Source organism: Streptomyces sp. NPDC048420 (assembly GCF_040651535.1).
In the GTDB taxonomy this organism is placed as follows: domain Bacteria; phylum Actinomycetota; class Actinomycetes; order Streptomycetales; family Streptomycetaceae; genus Streptomyces.
In genome coordinates this window covers 1-17,999 of the sequence record NZ_JBEZKG010000038.1, presented here as the reverse complement: position 1 = coordinate 17,999, position 17,999 = coordinate 1, and the positions used below count along the sequence as shown (strand labels likewise).

Below are 17,999 nucleotides of genomic sequence, written 5' to 3'. Positions count from 1 at the left end.
CTCGGAGGTCAGAAGGCCGAAGGGACCTTGACGGCACCGGACTTGACCTTCGCGGCCTGCGCCTCCAGTTCGGCGCGTACGGCGGCGGGGACGAGCTTGTCGAAGTTGGCGTTGTCCACGTAACCCACGCCGTCCTCGGCCAGGCCAACCGCGGCGGGTTTCCCGTAGGCGAGCGTGCCCGCCTTGTTCGCCTTGGCCGCCAGGTAGAGGGCGTTGCCGGCGTTCTTGAGGATGGAGGTGACGACGGTCTCCCGCTGTGCGGGGTCGGTGAGCGTCTTGTACTGGTCGGAGTCGACGCCGAAGGCGTACCGCTTGGCGGCGACGGCCGACTCGAACACGCCGAGCCCGGAGGATCCGGCGACGGGCCACACCAGTTCGGCGCCCTGCCCGTACATCGCCGAGGCGATCTGCTTGCCCTTCGCCGGGTCGCCGAACGGGTTGTCGCCGCCGACGTACTGCACGAGGACACCGGTCGACGGATTTCCGCCCGCCGCCTTGAAACCTGCCTTGAAGCCGACGACGAAGTCCTCGATCACCGGAATCTGCACTCCGCCGATCACGCCCACCTTCCCGTTTCCGGCGCTGCCGGGAAGGGAGTTGGCGGCGACGAGTTTGTCGGCGAGGAATCCGGCGAGATAAGCGGCCTCGTTCTGCTTGAAGGTGACCGAGTAGACGTTCGCGCACTTGTTGGAACAGCCGCTCTCGCCCGTGTAGTCGACGGAGCCGTCGAAGAGCCAGAACTTCTTGTCCGGGTATTCCGGGGCCAGTTTGGAGACGAAGCCGACGGTGTCGACGGTGCCCGCGGCGAGCACGTCGTAGTCGTCACCTGCGGCGGCGTCCTCGAAGCCGGAGGCCCACTTGGTGCGGTCGCTGCCCAGCTCGACGACCTTCAGGCTGTAACCGAGGTCCTTCTCGGTCTTCTTCAGGCCCACGTACGCGGAGTCGAAGAAGGAGCGGTCGCCGAGGTTTCCGTTGATGACGAACTTGATTCTCGGCTTGCCGGACTTCCCTGCCTCGGAAGAGCCGGAGTCGGTCGAGGCACCGCATGCGGCGAGGGTGAGGGAGAGCGCCGCGACGCCTCCCAGGATTCTGATCTTGTTCATCTTCCGGATTGCCTTTCTCTACGGGGATTGTTCTTATCCATTGGCCGAAAGCTATGCAATGCAAAACGTTTTGGCTATGGGTGTTTGTGCTCTCTCGCGTTAGGAGTTTGTTTCCGGGAGCAGTGCGGTGGCCGCGATGGTGACGGCCCGGTCGAAGTCGGTCTCCCGCTCGGCCGGGGTGAGCGCCTCAGGGTGGCGCACGTGGTCGGTGACGGTCAGGACGGCGAGCGCCTGGCCGCCCTCGGCGGCGGCGGTCGCGTACAGGCCCGCGGCCTCCATCTCGACGGCCAGGGTCCCGTGTGCTTCCAGCCGCTCGAACAGCGCCGGACGCTCCAGATAGAAGTGGTCGGTGGTGAACACCGGCCCGATGTGCGTGCGCACTCCGGCTCCACCTTCGCTCTCGGCGGCCCGTGCGGCCGACGCGGCCAGGCCGAAGGAGGCGGCGTGACTGAGGTGCACTCCGTCCATACGTCGGCTTCCCATCGCCGAGTCGGTGTGGGCGGCGGTGGCCACGACTACGTCTCGCAGCCCCACCGAGGCGGGCAGGGCCCCCGCGGTGCCCACCCGCACGATGCGGCGTACACCGTAGAAACGGAACAGCTCGGTCGCGTAGATCGTGACGGACGGCATGCCCATACCGGAGGCCAGCACGGACAGCGGCGCCCCTCGGTACGTTCCGGTGTAGCCCTCGATGCCGCGCACGTCGGTGACCAGCCGGGCGTCCTGGAGGATCGTTTCCGCGATGCGGCGGGCCCGGCGCGGGTCACCGGGCATCAGCACGTCCGGCGCGAAGTCGCCGGGGGCGGCCGAGATGTGGGCGGTGACCATCAGGCAACCTCCTCTGCTTCTGCCTCTGCGTCTGCCTCTGCCGGGGTGCCGGCCAGCCAGCGGACCAGCCGGTCCCACAGCTCGGGGTAGCCCTCCCACTCCAGGAAGGCGGGCGGGGCCCAGTGCGGCGCCAGGTCGGACGTGAAGGCCGCCGACCTGCCCGCGCCGTATCCGCCCACCGCCAGCAGCGGCTGCCCCGCGCACTCGACGAGCAGGTCCGCGCCGTCCCGTACCGCCACCTCGTTGAGGCCGAGCAGTTCCGGCCAGGTCGCGTCCAGCCCGTCGACCACCGGGTGCCGGGCGAGGACGCGGGGTGCCGCCCCGGCGGGCAGTTCCACCCGGTCGTCCCGGTCGTGCAGGGTGACCGGCAGCGCGGCGGCCAGCGGGGTGCGGCCCCAGCGGGCCTTGGCGTCGATGCCGGTGAAGGTGAGGTAGCCGCCCACCATCAGCAGCCCGCCGCCACGCTCGACGTATCCCCGGAGCAGTTCCGTGCGGTCCGGCGCGGGGACGGAGTGGGCGAAGGTCTGCGGGGTGAGCTGGAAGCTGTTGGCCCCGACATCGCTGATCACGACGACGTCGTAGGCCTCCAGGCCCTCGGCGGTGGCGGGCACTCTGCTCGCTATCTCGTGCGCCGGGACGTACGTCACCGTGTGGCCGCGGTCGCGCAGCGCGTCGAGGAAGACCTGGGCGCCCTCGACGTACTCGGAGGTGAAGAAGGAGTCGAACCCCTTCTGGTGGACGGAGTGGGTGAACCAGGACTCACCCACGACGAGGACATGGGGCATCGCTGCACGGCCTTTCAATGAGGTGTGGGGTGTTGAGGGGGTGGGGTGGTGGTGCCCCCGGTCAGGGAGCCGGCCGCACGGGCGCCGTACTGGCGCGGACCTTCAGCCGGACCGGCAGGATGTGCCGGGACGCGGGGGGCACCTCGTCGCGGTGGACGTAGCTCAGGAGCTGGGCGCCGGCGGTGCGGCCGACGTCGTAGGCGGGCTGGTGGACGGTGGTGAGGCGGGGGTGGACCCGGGAGGCGAGCATGATGTCGTCGAAGCCCGCCACCGAGACGTCGTCGGGGACGCGCAGGCCCGCGTCCTCCAGGGCGGCGATCGCGCCGAGCGCCATCAGGTCGTTGGCGGCGAACACCGCGGTGAAGCGACGCGGGCCGCCGCCTTCCAGGGCCGTGGCGACCAGGTCGTAGCCGGACCGCTCGACGAACGCGCCCTCGACCTCGGTGACGCCCGCGTCGCCGAACGCCTCCCGGAAACCGGCGATCCGCTCCAGGCTGCTGACCAGGTCCACCGGCCCGCTGATCGCCAGCACCCGGCGGTGGCCCAGCTCCCGCAGATGCTCCCCGATCAGCCGGCCGCCCGCGCGGTGGTCGGCGGTGACCAGGATGGTCTGCTCCAGCAGCCCGGGGACGACCTCGTCGGCCAGGGCGATGGGGAACCGCCCGAGCAGCGACGCCAGCCGGCCCCGGGAGGGCGGTGAGCCGGAGGCGTACACCATGCCGTCGATGAAACGGCCGCGGAGCATCTCCAGATAGCGGTCCTCGCGGTCCGGGTCGAACTCGGTGTTGCACAGGATGACCCCGTAGCCCAGGTCGTGGGCCGCGTCGTCGACGCCCTTGGCGAGTTCGGCGAAGAACTGGTTGGTGATGTCGGGCACCAGCAGCCCTATGACGTTGGTCGAACCGGCCTGGAGGTTGCGGGCCGTGGACGCCGGGACATAGCCCAGCCGGCTGACGACGGAGCGGACCCGCTCGGCGGTCTCCTCCGCGACCGGCCGGTTGCCGCTCAGCACATGGGACACCGTGGTCGGGCTGACCCGGGCGGCGGCCGCCACGTCCTTGATCGACGCGGGCCGCCGCAGCCGGCGGCGGCCCGGCTCCTCGTCCCGCTCACGGGTCATAGTGCTGCACCGCCCTGCCGTGCGAGGTGTCGAGGAGCGCGGGCACACGTGCCTCGATCTCCGCCAGCAGCGCCGGCAGGTCCACCGTCAGCAACCGGCCGTCCCGCACCACGACCCGCCCGTCGACCACGACCGTGCGCACATCACTCGCCCGGGCGCTGTAGACCAGGGCCGCAACCGGGTCGTGCACCGGCCGGCAGTGCGCTCCGCCCAGGTCGACCAGCACGATGTCCGCGGCCCGGCCCGCCTCCAGGACGCCGATCCGGTCCCCGAGACCCAGTGCCCGGGCCCCGCCGCGCGTGGCCAGCCGGACCGTGTCGGACACCGTCATCCAGGTGGCGTCCCGTTCGGCCTGCTTCTGGGTGAGCGCGATCAGCCGCATCGCCTCCCACACGTCCAGCGTGTTGTGCCCGGCGGCCCCGTCCGTCCCGGCCCCGACGGCGACACCGGCGTCCAGCAGGCTCCGCACCGGAGTGAGCGGATGCAGGGCGTGCTTCAGATACACCTTCGGACAGCAGGCCACGCCCGTACGGTCCCGGTGCGCCGCCAGCGTCGGCAGGTCGTCCGGGACGATGCCGCACCCGTGCGCGATCAGCGCGCCCGCGTCCAGCACCCCGGTCCGCTCCAGCACCGTGATCGGAGTGATGCCGCGCCGGGCGAGACTCGACTCGGTCTGCTCCAGGTGCTCGGCCGCGTGGATGTGGATACGTAGGCCCGCCTCCCGGGCCAGCTCCGCGAGCCGGACCAGGTCCGCGTCGTCGACGGTGTAAGGCGCATGCGGGCCCAGCGAGGCCGTGACCCGTCCGTCGCCCATGCCGTGCAGGGCTACGGCTGTCTCGGCGCTCTCCTCCAGGGCCGCGCGGCCCCGGCTGCTGAAGAAGGTCGGCGCGATGTCGGCCCGGATCCCGGTGCGTACGACGGCGTCGGCGATCCGCTCGGCGTGGAAGTAGTGGTCGGCTAACGTGGTCACCCCGCTGAGCAGCATCTCCGCACAGGCCAGCTCTGCGCCGAGGCCGATGTCGGCCGGGGTGAGGTTGACCTCCATGGGCCACACCCGCTCGTTGAACCAGGCCTCCACGCTCACGTCCTCGGCGGCGCCGCGCATCAGCGTCATCGGGCCGTGCGTGTGGGCGTTCACCAGCCCGGGCACGGCGAGCAGTCCCGTACCGTCCACGGTCTCCGCCCCGGTCGCCTCGGGTCCGGACCCCGCCGGGCCCAGCCAGGCGATCAGTCCGTCCTCGACCAGGATGTCCTGGTCCCTCTCCACTCGGCAGGGGCCCTGCTCGGGCGTCACGAGCACCGAGCAGGACGTCACGATCAGTCGGCGCGTCATGAGGATCCTTCCGTTCGAACCGGACGTTAAGGATCCAAAACGTTTTGCACAACCCCTGCCCCCGGAGTCCTCAGCGTCCAGGGGCAGCGAGGTCGGGAGCCGCGGGGATGCTGTCGATCGGATCGCGCAGAGCTAGGTCGGACTGGGTCTCCCGCCATCGCGTCAATGTACGGCGGCCGTCTTCAAAGTGAACGATCAAATTCTTTGCACCTGCACGGTCGTTTGATGCCCCGATCTTGGAACTTCCCTGGGACTTCGACTGAGCCTTCCTTGCCATGATCCTCAATCGCCAAGTGATTGTGATCGGTTCGTCAAGTGCTCAGGGGTGGGCTGTGGAGACTTCGGGGGGTAGACGTGTGCGGTCGTCGCGTACGGCGTGGTTGGCCGCGTTCGTCTTGTTGATCCAGCCTGTCGCGATGGCCGCTGCGTATACGGCCGTTGCTGACGGGCAGGACAGTGGTTCCACCGGTACGACGTCCCTCTCACCGGAGGCGGCGGCCGCGCAGAAGGCTGCGGCGAGTGGTTCTGCGGTCGAGGTCCCGGACGACCGTACGGAGTACACGACGACGTACGCCAATCCGGACGGCACCACGTTCACCGTGGACCAGTCCACCGTGCCGGTGCGGGTGCACCAGGGCGACGGATCGTGGGTGTCGCCGGATGCGACCCTGGAGGTCCGGTCGGACGGGACGGTCGGCCCGAAGGCGGCCGTGGTGGATCTGGCGTTCTCCGGTGGCGGCGACGGTTCGGGGCTGGTGGACATCGCCCGGGGCGGCAAGTCGTTGCGGTTGGGCTGGCCGGGGACGCTGCCGAAGCCGACGCTGGACGGGTCGAGTGCGGTCTACGCCGATGTGCTGCCCGGTGTGGACCTGCGGATGACGGCGACGGCCGAGGGCTTCCGAGAGCTGCTCGTGGTGAAGACCCCGCAGGCGGCGACCGATCCGGAGCTGAAGAAGGTCGCCTTCTCGCTGCGGTCGGACGGGCTGACGGTGGCGCCGACGAGCGGCGGCGGGATGACCGCCGTGGACGACGACGCGCGCCCGGTCTTCTCCGCTCCGGCTGCGCTGATGTGGGACTCGCAGGGTGACGCGACCACATCCGGCTCGTCCACCCAGTTGGTTCGGACGGCCGCGGTCACGCAGGCGAGCGACCCGTCGCCGTCGGCCACCACGGACCCCTCCGCCGGGGCGTCGGCGGACGGTACCGCGGGGCCGGGTGACGGTGACGCATCGGCGGTGCTGCCGGTCCAGGTCGGCACGGATTCGCTGGCGGTGGTGCCGGACGCGGACATGCTGGCGAACAGCGACAGCAGCGCCTACCCCCTCTACATCGACCCCAGTGTCGGCCTGGACCAGACGGCTCACACGTATCTGCGCTCGGACGGCGTCAGCGACTTCAACTGGGACAACGGCAGCGACAACGAGGGCAAGGGCACGGGCCACTGCTCTTCGTGGAACGGCTATTACTGCGGTCCGGGCTACACAGAGCGGCTGTACTTCCAGTTCTCGCCGAGCAGCCTGGCGGGCAAGAAGGTGCTGTCGGCCACCTTCCGGGCGACCGAGAGCTGGTCGTTCACCTGTGACGCGAGCTGGGTCGACCTGGATCGCACCAGCAACATCTCGTCGTCCACGACATGGTCGACCCGCCCCTCGTATCTGGGCATGATGGCGAGCCGTGACGTCTCGGCGGGCCGCAGTTCCCTGTGTGATCCTTCGCAGCCGCCGGCGCCGATCGAGTTCAGCGGTTCGAGCCTGACCTCGGCTGTGGGGGACCTGGCGGCGGGGAAGTTCTCCCGGTTGACGCTGCTGCTGAAGGCGCGGGACGAGACGGACACCAGCGCCTGGAAGCGGTTCAGGAACGACGCGGTCCTGTCGGTCACGTACGTGGGGCTCCCGGCGGTGCCGACCAAGGCGGGCATCGTCGAGGGCAGCGGTATCAGCTGCGACGCCGACTCCGGCGACCCGGACGTGATCACGGATCCCACACCCAGCCTGACCGCCACGGTGTGGACGGCGACCGGCGGTGGCAGCGGAGCGAGTCTGCGCGCGCATTACTACATCCAGCGGAAGAACAGCGACGGCACCTGGTCGGTGGCGACCGAGCCGGTGCGGCCCACGAGCGGGTACGTCGGCAACGGAACAGTGCTCACCTACCCGTCGCCGATCACACTGACCGAGGGACCGCTGTACCGGCTGGCTGTGTTCAGCCGCTCGTACTACAACAGCGGCGACGACTATCTGGAGTCGCACAGCACGGTGACCACCAAGGACTGGTGTTACTTCAAGGTCGACACCACCGCTCCCAAGGCCCCGACGATCACCTTCGGCAGCCCGTACTCCGAGTGCACGGCCAACGCGTGCGACCCCGCCGGCGGCCCCGGGACTCCCGGCCAGTTCACTTTCTCGCCTGCCTCCGGGGACACCGACACCGCCTACGAGTACAAGCTCGCGAGCTCCTCCTCCTGGTCTGCGCCGATCCCCGGCAACAAGTTCCCCGTGGGGATCACCCCGCAGGTGGCGGGCACCCAGCAGCTTCAGGTCCGGGCGCAGGACAGCGCCGGACGCTGGGGTGCGAAGACCATCGTGAAGTTCAACGTGGCCGCGGGACAGACGGCGATCGGCCGCTGGCACTTCGACGACGCGGCTCCGGGCTCAGGCGTGACCACGGCCGCGGACACGGCGACCGAGGGCAGCACCCGTCACCCGGCGACGCTGTACACCGGCGGCGCCGGCTGGTCCTCACTCGCACGCCGAGGCGACAGCGACCGATCCTTGTGGCTGAACGACACTTCCGACACCACGCGCCAGGCCGGGTACGCGGCCACCGCCGCTCCGGTGGTCAACACCCAGTCGTCCTTCACCGTCTCGGCCTGGGCCTATCTCACGGACGAGTCCGACTTCCGCACGGTGCTGTCGGAGACGGGCAGTGACGGCTCCGGGTTCTCCCTGTACTACTCGCCGAGCGTCCAGCGGTGGGTGTTCCTGTGGAACTGGTACGAGAACGGGGTGCGCAAGTACCTCGGCGCGAACGCGGACACGGTAGGCGCACCGATGAAGGTGTGGACGCACCTGACCGGCGTGTACAACTCCAAGGACCGCACCATCTCCCTGTACGTCAACGGCCGCCTGCAGGGCTCGCCGGTAGCGCTGCCCACCACATCGGATGCCACGATCAGCGACGGCACCCTGCAGTTCGGCCGGGCCACTTCCACCCCTGGCACCTACGCGAACTACTGGCGGGGCCGTATCGACGAAGTGGCCGTCTGGCAGCGGAACCTGGCGGACGAAGAGAACGCGATCGCCACCGAGGACCAGCTCCTCGACTCCACCGGCGCGCCGGGTGTGGAGCTGATGGGCGCCTGGAACCCGGACGGAGCCGGCGGCACCACGCTGGGGGACACCACCTCCGGATACGGCCGCACCCTCACGCTGTCCGGCGGTGCCTCGCTCGACGGCCAGGCACTTGTCCTGAACGGAACGGACGGCGCCGCCACGGCCCCCGGCCCGGTGCTCGACGACACGGCCTCGTTCACAGCCACCACCTTGGTGGACGTCGACAGCACTGCCCTGCTCGGCAAACCCACGGGCTATACGGCCCAGGTCCTGGGCCAACGCAGTGCGGACGGCTCTGCCTGGGGCTTCTGGTACCAGCTGACCGGAACCGACACCGATCCGGACACGGACACGACGATCCCGGTCGGCAAGTGGTACTTCGGCCGGCTCGGCACCGACGGAAGTTTCGACGGGGTGGTCTCCGACGAGGCCGCGGAACTCGGCAGCCCGGTCCGGCTGACCGGCACGTACGACGCCCCGTCCGGCACGATCCACTTCTACCTGGGGCCCGACGAGAACGGCGCCGACGCCACCCATCCCTACACGGCGGTGCCGGGGTCCGGTGTCTTCGCCGCCGGTGAGGGATACGTCGGCGGAACGTGGGGCCACTACCTGCCCGGAAAGATCACCGACATCCGGCTCTGGGCGGGCGCGATGGCCGACCAGCAGGTCACCGACACCATCGGTGACTGACCCAAGAACCTCAAGTCCCCTTGCTCATCGAATCATTGGCGTCCAGAAGCGGCCGGCAGCGGTCCTGGGACGTGTACACGGCAGACGACGTCCCACAGCTTGCTCGCATGGAGGTCCGGTCATGAGTTCCGGCATGAATGCCCGCTGGATGCGCAGTGCCCTGATGCGGGGTGTGCCGCTGCCGCGACGGTCATCGGTACCGGAACGCCGGCACGTACGCCGTGGCCGGGCCCCGGTCGTCGCCGTACTGAGCATGGCACTGGCCGCTTCGGTGGGGCTGGCGGCACCGGCGGCTCATGCGAGCGGTGGGGGCCTCGGCAAGCCGGCGCTGCCCAGGCAGCGGGAAGACGAGGTGCAGGCACACACGGGCCTGGGGGCCAAGAAGGCACGGGAACAGGTCGCGAGAGCCAAGGCCGCCAACGCGGCCCAGGCCAGACGGGCGCACGCGCAGCAGCATGCCGCCTGGCCCACCGCCGCCACGGCCTCCGGGCAGATACCGGGACGGGGCATGGCCACGGTCACGGTGGGAGGCCTGCCGGTCGCTGTCGGACCCGGGCCGGGAGCCACCTCCGCCACGGGCCGGGTGCAGGTGCGGGTTCTCGGTCAACAGCAGGCCCGGGCAGCGGGCATCAAAGGCGTGCTGCTGACGGCCTCGGCCACCGAAGCGGGCACCGCTCAAGTAAGCGTCGACTACTCGGCGTTCGCCTCCGCCATCGGTGGCGACTGGTCCGGACGCCTGCAGCTGGTCCAGCTTCCTGCCTGCGCACTGACCACCCCGCAGAAAGCCGCCTGCCGCGAGCAGACGCCGCTCGGCTCGCACAACAGCATCGGCGAACAAACGCTGACCGCCAAGGTCGGTCTCGGCGAGGCAAACCGCGGCGGGGCCTCGCCACGGGCCTCACGCTCGATACAGCGTGCCGCCCTGACGGCCGCCGACATGACCTCCTCGGCCACGGTGCTGGCCGCGACCGCCACATCCGGGGAGTCCGCGTCCGGCGCCGGCAACTACGCCGCCAGCAAGCTGTCGACCTCCTCCAGCTGGGAGGCCGGCGGCTCATCGGGAGCCTTCAGCTGGTCGTACCCCATGGCCGCACCGCCCGCCGCCGCGGGCCCGTCACCCGATCTGTCCCTGTCGTACGACTCCGGAAGCATCGACGGCAGAACGGCGTCGACCAACAACCAGGGAAGCCAAGTCGGTGAGGGCTTCGAAGACCCGGCGTCCTCCTACGTCGAGCGCTCCTACGCCTCCTGCGACGACGACGGCGAGAGCGGCAAGTACGACCAGTGCTGGAAGTACGACAACGCCTCGCTCGTGCTGAACGGCAAGTCCACCGAACTGGTCAAGGACGACACCACCGGCGTCTGGCACCTGAAGGACGACGACGCCTCGACCGTCACCCACTCCACCGGCGCCGACAACGGCGACAACGACGGCGAGTACTGGACCGTCACCACCGGCGACGGCACCAAGTACGTCTTCGGCCTCAACAAGCTGCCCGGAGCGGACACCCAGCGCACCAACTCCGTATGGACCGTCCCGGTGTTCGGCAACAACTCCGGCGAGCCCGGCTACGGCCAGGGCTCCACTTTCGCCGACCGGGCGCTGACCCAGGCCTGGCGATGGAACCTGGACTACGTCGTGGACCCGCACGGCAACGCGATGTCGTACTGGTACACCGCGGAGACCAACTACTACGGCAAGAACGGAGCGTCGACCGGCACGGCCCAGTACACGCGGGGCGGCTATCTCACCAAGATCCTCTACGGGCAGAACAAGGACACCCTGTTCACCGGCACCGCCTCGGACGAGATCCTCTTCGGCTATGACGAGCGGTGCACCGCCTCCGACTGCTCCTCGCTGACCTCGTCCACCGCGTCCAGCTGGCCCGACGTTCCGTTCGACTCGATCTGCGCGTCGGGCGCGGACTGCAAGGCCTCCGGCCCGGACTTCTTCACCCGCAAGCGCCTGACCGGTATCGACACCTACGCGTGGTCGGCCGCGTCCAGCGCCTACACGGCCGTCGACTCCTGGGCTCTCACACAGCAGTTCCTGGACCCCGGCGACATCGGCAACAGCACCGATCAGAGCCTGGTCCTGAGCAGCATCCGGCACACCGGTAAGAACGGCACAGCCATCTCCCTGGATCCGGTGACGTTCACCTACCAGATGCGGCCGAACCGAGTCGACTCCTCCACCGACAACGTCCTGCCGCTGAACCGCCCCCGCATCCAGACGATCACCTCCGAGACGGGCGCCGTCACCACCGTCACCCTGTCGAACCCGGAGTGCGTACGCGGCTCGAACATGCCGTCGTCCGAGGACAACGACACGATGAGCTGCTACCCGGTCTACTGGCACGTCAACGGCGCGACCGAGGCCACCCTGGACTGGTTCAACAAGTACCGGGTGCTGGACGTCATCACCTCCGACCCCAGCGGTCTCGGTGAGACGATGGAGAACCACTACACCTACTCCGGCCCGGCCTGGCACTACGCCAACGACCCGCTGACCCCGGCCAAGGAACGCACCTGGTCCGACTGGCGCGGCTACCGCACGGTCACCTCCCTCGCGGGCGCTGCCGGCGAGACGCAGTCCAAGACCGTGACGCTCTACCTGCAGGGCATGGACGGCGACAGGCAGAAGGACGGCACGACCCCTTCGGTCTCCGTCCCCGGTATCGGCTTCACCGGCCTGAGCGTCGCCGACCAGACCGACAGCGACCGCTTCTCCGGCTTCACCCGTGAGCAGATCACCTACAACGGCTCCACGCCGGTGACCGTCACCGTCAACGACCCGTGGTCCAGCCGTACGGCCAGCCAGCAGAAGTCGTATGCCGACATCGAGGCCTACTTCACCGGCACCTACAAGACCCAGACCTCGACCTACCTGACCGCCGGCTCCGACTGGCGCACCCGCACCGTGACGACCAGCTTCGACAGCTACGGCATGCCCAGCACGGTCTACGACGCCGGCGACACGGCCGTCACCGGGGACGAGACCTGCACCCGTACCTGGTACGCCCGCAACGACAGTGCGGGCATCAACTCCCTGGTCTCGCGCACCCGCGTCGTGGGCCGCGCCTGCTCCACCGCTGAGACCGACCTCAGCCTGCCGACTTCATCCGCCACCCGCGGGGACGTGCTGTCCGACGCCGCCACGGTCTACGACGACGCCAACGCCACGGCCTGGACCGCCTCGCAGACGCCGAGCCTGGGCGATGCGACCTGGACCGGACGCGCCTCCGCCTACCCCGCCACGGCCACCGGCGGCGAGCGGTACCCGACCTCCTGGCAGACCGTCGCCAAGACGGGTTACGACGCCCTGGGCCGACCGACCAGCGTGACCGACGCGGCGGGCAATCCGACCACGACCGCCTACACCCCCACGACCACGGGTCCGCTCACCAAGATCGCGGTCACCAACGCCAAGACCCAGAAGAGCTACACCTACCTGGACTACGCCCGTGGCACGACGGTGAAGTCCTACGACGTCAACAACAAGCTGACCGAGTCCACGTACGACGCCCTGGGCCGCGTGAGCGCCACCTGGCTGCCCAACCACCTGCGCTCCGCCGGATACGGCGCCAACTACACCTACGCCTACTCCGTCAGCAACAGCGCCACACCCTGGTCCTCCACCTCCACCATCCGCGCCGAAGGCGTCTACAACACCAGCTACACGATCTACGACTCGCTGCTGCGTCCGCTCCAGACCCAGTCCCCGACCGCGAACGGCGGCCGGCTGCTCACCGACACCCGCTACGACAGCCGCGGACTGGCCTACGAGACCTACGCCGACGTCTTCGACTCCTCCGCCACTCCCACCGGTGCCTACGCGCGGGCCAAATACGGCGGCGCCCCGAAGCAGACCGACACCGTTTTCGACGGCGCCGAACGCCCGACCAGTAGCACCTTCTACATCTACGGCGTCAAGAAGTGGTCCACCAGCACCAGCTACACCGGGGACTCCACCGCCACCACCGCTCCCGCGGGCGGCTCGGCCGTCCGCACCGTCACCGACGCCCTCGGCCGCACCACGGAACGCCGCGACTACGCCGGCACGGATCCGGCGGACACCGCCTACGGCGCGGGTGTCGGTACCACGTACACCTCCACCAAGTACGGCTACACACGTGACGGCAAGCCGGACACCGTCACCGGCCCCGACGGAGCCAAGTGGTCATACACCTATGACCTGTTCGGCCGTCAGATCACGGCGACCGACCCCGACATGGGGAAGACCGACAGCACCTACACCGCCCTGGACCAGATCGCCACCAGCACGGACCACCGCAACACCACCCTCCTGTACGGCTACGACGAACTCGGCCGTAAGACCGACGAGTGGCAGAGCTCCAAGACCGACGCCGACAAACTCGCCCACTGGGCCTACGACACCCTGGCCAAGGGTCAGTTGGACTCCGCCACCCGTTACGTGGGCGGCGTGTCCGGCACGGCCTACACGAAGAAGGTCACCGCCTACGACAGCCTGAACCGGCCGACCACCACCCAGCTCGTCCTGCCGTCCGCCGATCCGCTGGTCAGCTCGGGCGCTGTCGCATCCACGCTGAGTTTCTCGACCTACTTCAACCTCGACGGCACCCAGCAGTACCTCTCCGAGCCCGCGGCCGGCGGCCTCGCCGCCGAGAAGGTCAGCTACAACTACAACGCGGTCGGTCTGCCCACCTCGGTCAGCGGCACCAGCGGTTACCTCCTCGGCGCGGCCTACTCCGAACTCGGCCAGACGGACCAGCTCACCCTGGGCACCTCCGCGGCCGAGGGCACCAAGAAGGCCTACATCACCAACACGTGGGAGGAAGGCACCGACCGACTCAAGCAGTCTGCGGTCACCGACCAGACCCACGGCTACGAACTGCAGGAGCTGAACTACGGCTACGACGACGCCGGCAACGTCACCTCCATCGCCGACCCCACCACCCTCGGCGGTACCGGCAAAGCCGACGACCAGTGCTTCACCTACGACGGCCACCAACGCCTGACCGAGGCCTGGACCCCGTCCACCGCCGACTGCTCCGCCTCCGGCCGCACCACCGCCAACCTCGGCGGAGCCGCCCCGTACTGGACCTCGTACTCCTACACCGACGGCGGCCTGCGCTCCACCGAAACCACCCACACCGCGGCCGGTGACACGGCCAAGACGTACTGCTACGGCGACCCCGCCCACCCGCACGGCCTGACCGCCACCACCACGGCAGCCTCCTGCACCGGAGTGACTGCCGCTTACGCCTACGACGCGACCGGCGACACCACCACCCGCCCCAACGGCACCGACACCCAGGGCCTCACCTGGACCCCTGAGGGCCAACTCGACACCCTCACCGAGAAATCCAGCACCGGCACCACGAAGAGCACCACCAGTCACGTCTACGACGCCGACGGCACCCTCCTGATCCGCCGCACCACTGGCGGCGAAACCGTCCTCTACCTCGAAGACGGCACCGAGGTCCACCTCGACACCTCCACCTCGACCGCCAAGTACTGGGCGCAGCGGTACTACACCGCCGCCGGCCAGACCATCGCCCTGCGCACCAACAAGTCCGGCACCGAAACACTGTGCTGGCTCGCGGCAGACCAGCACGGCACGAGCAGTCTGGCCCTCGACGCCACCAGCCAGGCGGTCACGAAGCGATACACCACCCCCTTCGGCGCCTCCCGCACCGGCGGCACCGGCACCTGGCCGGACGACAAGGCCTTCCTCGGCAAGTCCGCCGACTCCTCCACCGGTCTCACCTATGTCGGCGCCCGTGAATACGACTCGACCATCGGCCGTTTCCTCAGCGTCGACCCAGTCCTCGACACAGGCGACAGCCAGTCCCTCAACGGCTACACCTACGCCGACAACAGCCCGGTGACCCAGAGCGACCCCACGGGCCTGGAGAGCTGCGGGCCGGTTCACTTCTGCTCCGGCAGCAACGGAACATACGGCACCTATCACCCCGAAAACGACCCGGGGTCGAAGAAGTACCAGGGCTCCAGCCACTACTGCGACACGCACAAATGCGGCAGCGGTACGGCGACCACCAGCAGCACCGGCCAGACCAAGAAGAAGAGCAGTGGCTGGGGCTGGCTGTCCGATGTCAAGAACACCGTCGTCGACTACGGCACCGCGATCTTCTCCCAGCCCGATGTCTGGATCGGCGGCGCGGAAACCGTCGGCAGCATGTTCCTGATGGGGTTCGGCGGTGACGCCGTCATCGGCGGCGCAGCCGTCTGCCTCACCGGCGTCGGCTGCCTCGCCGGCGCCCCCGCCGTCGCGGGCGGCGTGGGGCTGATCGGTGTCGGCGCGGTCGGTACGGCGGACGGTATCGGGCGCATCAACGACGGGCTGGGGAAAGCACTCAGAGAAGCAAAGGGTGACTCCAGCTCCGGGAGTTCCGGTGGCGACGCCTACGATGACGTAACCATCAACGATGCGCATATCGCGAATGGTCATACACCCGAGGGCATGTTCTCCAACGACACATCCAAGACGGAATGGCTGCCTGAGACCACTCCGAAGTCACGCGCGGCCCTCATCAAAGATGTGCTGAGGAGGGGACGGGTCAATGATGGAACGGACAACAAGGACGGCGTGGTAAAGGAATTCACTTACGAGGAGCCAGTTGGATACATGCGGAACTCCAAGAGGACTCCGCTCTACACGCTCCGTGTGTACTATGACCCTGACCTCAACTATGTCCGGAACGCTTTCCCTGTGAAGTGAGCGCGCATGCAGATCTCCTTTGGTTCGAGCGTTGACTACTCCAGTCATGGCCGGGAGCGTGCACAAGGTGACGACCTGGCAGCGGTATCGAGGGGTGACCTGAGGTGGTACTACTTCCTGGGAACACTTCACATTTCCCACGGCGGCACCGAAATCGGTCCGTCGTGGGGGTGGGTGCCGCTGTTCGATGCGATGTACGGCGTCCATCAGGTGATGACTTTTGCTCGAGGTGGCCCCGGATCCGGCAGGATCGAATTCACGGAGAATGACGAGTTCATCGAATTCCGGCTGGATCGCGACCGGAAATACCTTCGTGTTGTTCCCAGTTATATGGGAACAGAAGTGAGTTGCGGCGTCGACGATTTCATCACGGCTGGGAGAAAGTTCATTCGCGACGAGGTGGCGCGGGTCACGACTGAATACCCCTCGCTCGCGGAAAATCACCATGTGCAACTATTGCGCGTAGAACTCGGCCTGGACGGCACGGGGACATGAAACCGGCGCCGGCCCCACCCCTCAGCACTCGATGATGTTCACCGCCAGCCCACCCCGGGCCGTCTCCTTGTACTTCACGCTCATGTCCGCCCCCGTGTCCTTCATCGTCTTGATGACCTTGTCGAGGGACACCTTGTGCGAGCCGTCCCCCCGCAGGGCCATCTTCGCCGCCGTGACCGCTTTGACCGCGGCCATGCCGTTGCGCTCGATGCAGGGGATCTGGACGAGCCCGCCGACCGGGTCGCAGGTCAGACCCAGGTTGTGCTCCATGCCGATCTCCGCGGCGTTCTCGACCTGTTCGGGGGAGCCGCCCAGGACCTCGGCCAGCGCGCCCGCGGCCATCGAGCAGGCCGAGCCGACCTCGCCCTGGCAGCCGACCTCCGCGCCGGAGATGGACGCGTTCTCCTTGAAGAGCATGCCGATCGCACCGGCGGCCAGCATGAACCGGACGACGCCCTCGTCGTCGGCGCCGGGCACGAAGTTCATGTAGTAGTGGAGCACCGCGGGGATGATGCCGGCGGCCCCGTTGGTGGGGGCGGTCACCACCCGTCCGCCCGCCGCGTTCTCCTCGTTCACCGCCATCGCGTAGAGCGTGATCCACTCCATGGAGTGCGCCAACGGATCGCCCTCGGCGCGGAGCTGACGCGCGGTCACCGCGGCACGCCGACGCACCCGAAGGCCGCCCGGCAGGATGCCCTCCCTCGACATCCCCCGCGACACGCACGCCCGCATCACCCGCCAGATCTCCAGCAGCCCGGCCCGGATCTCCTCCTCCGTGCGCCAGGCCCGCTCGTTCTCCAGCATCAGCGAGGAGATCGACAGACCGGTCTCCTTCGCCAGCCGCAACAACTCGTCACCGGTGCGGAAGGGGTACTTCAACACCGTGTCGTCCAGCTTGATCCGGTCCGCGCCCACCGCGTCCTCGTCGACGACGAACCCGCCGCCCACCGAGTAGTACGTCTTCGACATGAGCTCGGCGCCCGAGGCGTCGTACGCCCACACCGTCATGCCGTTCGCGTGGTACGGGAGTGCCTTGCGGCGGTGCAGGACCAGGTCGTCCGCGAAGGAGAAGGGGATCTCGCGCTCACCGAGCAGGTTCAGCAGGCCGCCGGCCTTGATCTCCGCCACCCGCTCGTCCGCCGTCTCCACGTCGACGGTACGAGGAGACGCCCCCTCCAGGCCGAGCAGCACCGCCTTCGGGGTGCCGTGCCCGTGGCCGGTCGCGCCCAGGGAGCCGTACAGCTCGCAGCGGACGGACGCCACCGCCGGCAGCAGGTCCTCGTTGCGCAGGCGGCGCGCGAACATGCGGGCCGCGCGCATCGGGCCGACCGTGTGGGAGCTCGACGGGCCTATGCCGATCGAGAACAGGTCGAAGACCGAGATGGCCACGGGAACTCCTTCACAAAGGGTGGGGGGCACACGTCGTCGGGTGCCCCCACCGTGGGACTACTTCCTCAGACCCGGGTACAGCGGGTGCTTGTCCGCCAGGGCCTTGACCCGGGCCTTCAGGGCGTCCACGTCGTACGACGGCTTCAGCGCCGCAGCGATCACGTCCGCGACCTCGGTGAAGTCCTCGGCCGTGAAGC

9 protein-coding genes and 1 pseudogene are annotated in these 17,999 nt (G+C 68.8%); 3 read left to right on the top strand and 7 right to left on the bottom strand.

Translation table 11 applies throughout. The annotated features are described in order from the left end of the window. Window positions 1-8 precede the first annotated feature (8 nt). The 5 genes from AB0D34_RS42445 to AB0D34_RS42425 form a co-directional block, all read right to left on the bottom strand. A complete protein-coding gene (locus AB0D34_RS42445; protein WP_362672339.1) occupies window positions 9-1,103 on the bottom strand; it encodes a BMP family ABC transporter substrate-binding protein in 1,095 nt (364 codons plus the stop codon). Window positions 1,104-1,202: 99 nt separating this feature from the next. Next, window positions 1,203-1,931: a purine-nucleoside phosphorylase gene (gene deoD / locus AB0D34_RS42440; protein WP_362672336.1), complete on the bottom strand. Its 729-nt coding sequence runs from the start codon at window positions 1,929-1,931 to the stop codon at window positions 1,203-1,205. Then, complete coding sequence (locus tag AB0D34_RS42435) at window positions 1,931-2,716, bottom strand: glutamine amidotransferase (protein ID WP_362672334.1); 786 nt, start codon at window positions 2,714-2,716, stop codon at window positions 1,931-1,933. The genes deoD and AB0D34_RS42435 overlap by 1 nt, the downstream gene beginning before the upstream one ends. Window positions 2,717-2,777: 61 nt before the next feature. Then, complete coding sequence (locus AB0D34_RS42430) at window positions 2,778-3,836, bottom strand: LacI family DNA-binding transcriptional regulator (protein ID WP_362672331.1); 1,059 nt, start codon at window positions 3,834-3,836, stop codon at window positions 2,778-2,780. Beyond that, window positions 3,826-5,169 carry an amidohydrolase gene (locus AB0D34_RS42425; RefSeq protein WP_362672329.1) on the bottom strand — a complete coding sequence of 448 codons (1,344 nt, stop codon included), beginning with the start codon at window positions 5,167-5,169 and terminating at the stop codon, window positions 3,826-3,828. Before AB0D34_RS42425 ends, AB0D34_RS42430 begins: the two co-directional genes overlap by 11 nt. A gap of 416 nt (window positions 5,170-5,585) precedes the next feature. On the opposite strand from AB0D34_RS42425, the gene AB0D34_RS42420 reads away from it, so the two are divergent. The 3 genes from AB0D34_RS42420 (at window position 5,586) to AB0D34_RS42410 (ending at window position 16,413) form a co-directional block, all read left to right on the top strand. After that, window positions 5,586-9,194 (top strand): LamG-like jellyroll fold domain-containing protein, encoded by a 3,609-nt coding sequence (locus AB0D34_RS42420; protein WP_362672327.1) that lies wholly within the window; start codon window positions 5,586-5,588, stop codon window positions 9,192-9,194. 121 nt (window positions 9,195-9,315) lie between these two features. Continuing rightward, the gene (locus AB0D34_RS42415) at window positions 9,316-15,918 is read left to right on the top strand and encodes an RHS repeat-associated core domain-containing protein (RefSeq protein ID WP_362672324.1); all 6,603 of its coding nucleotides are present in this window, start codon (window positions 9,316-9,318) and stop codon (window positions 15,916-15,918) included. 6 nt (window positions 15,919-15,924) lie between these two features. Continuing rightward, window positions 15,925-16,413, top strand: coding sequence for a hypothetical protein (locus tag AB0D34_RS42410; RefSeq protein ID WP_362672322.1), 489 nt, complete (start codon window positions 15,925-15,927; stop codon window positions 16,411-16,413). Window positions 16,414-16,434: 21 nt separating this feature from the next. On the opposite strand, the gene AB0D34_RS42405 is transcribed toward AB0D34_RS42410, so the two are convergent. After that, window positions 16,435-17,802, bottom strand: a complete 1,368-nt coding sequence (locus AB0D34_RS42405; protein ID WP_362672320.1) for an L-serine ammonia-lyase — start codon at window positions 17,800-17,802, stop codon at window positions 16,435-16,437. Window positions 17,803-17,859: 57 nt separating this feature from the next. Beyond that, window positions 17,860-17,999, bottom strand: a pseudogene (locus tag AB0D34_RS42400) (serine hydroxymethyltransferase); the annotation flags it as partial.

Bases quoted from the DNA above. Each gene is read 5' to 3' on its own strand.
- AB0D34_RS42445 (WP_362672339.1), bottom strand. From the start codon at position 1,103: ATGAACAAGATCAGAATCCTGGGAGGCGTCGCGGCGCTCTCCCTCACC.
- deoD (WP_362672336.1), bottom strand. From the start codon at position 1,931: ATGGTCACCGCCCACATCTCGGCCGCCCCCGGCGACTTCGCGCCGGAC.
- AB0D34_RS42435 (WP_362672334.1), bottom strand. From the start codon at position 2,716: ATGCCCCATGTCCTCGTCGTGGGTGAGTCCTGGTTCACCCACTCCGTC.
- AB0D34_RS42430 (WP_362672331.1), bottom strand. From the start codon at position 3,836: ATGACCCGTGAGCGGGACGAGGAGCCGGGCCGCCGCCGGCTGCGGCGG.
- AB0D34_RS42425 (WP_362672329.1), bottom strand. From the start codon at position 5,169: ATGACGCGCCGACTGATCGTGACGTCCTGCTCGGTGCTCGTGACGCCC.
- AB0D34_RS42420 (WP_362672327.1), top strand. From the start codon at position 5,586: ATGGCCGCTGCGTATACGGCCGTTGCTGACGGGCAGGACAGTGGTTCC.
- AB0D34_RS42415 (WP_362672324.1), top strand. From the start codon at position 9,316: ATGAGTTCCGGCATGAATGCCCGCTGGATGCGCAGTGCCCTGATGCGG.
- AB0D34_RS42410 (WP_362672322.1), top strand. From the start codon at position 15,925: ATGCAGATCTCCTTTGGTTCGAGCGTTGACTACTCCAGTCATGGCCGG.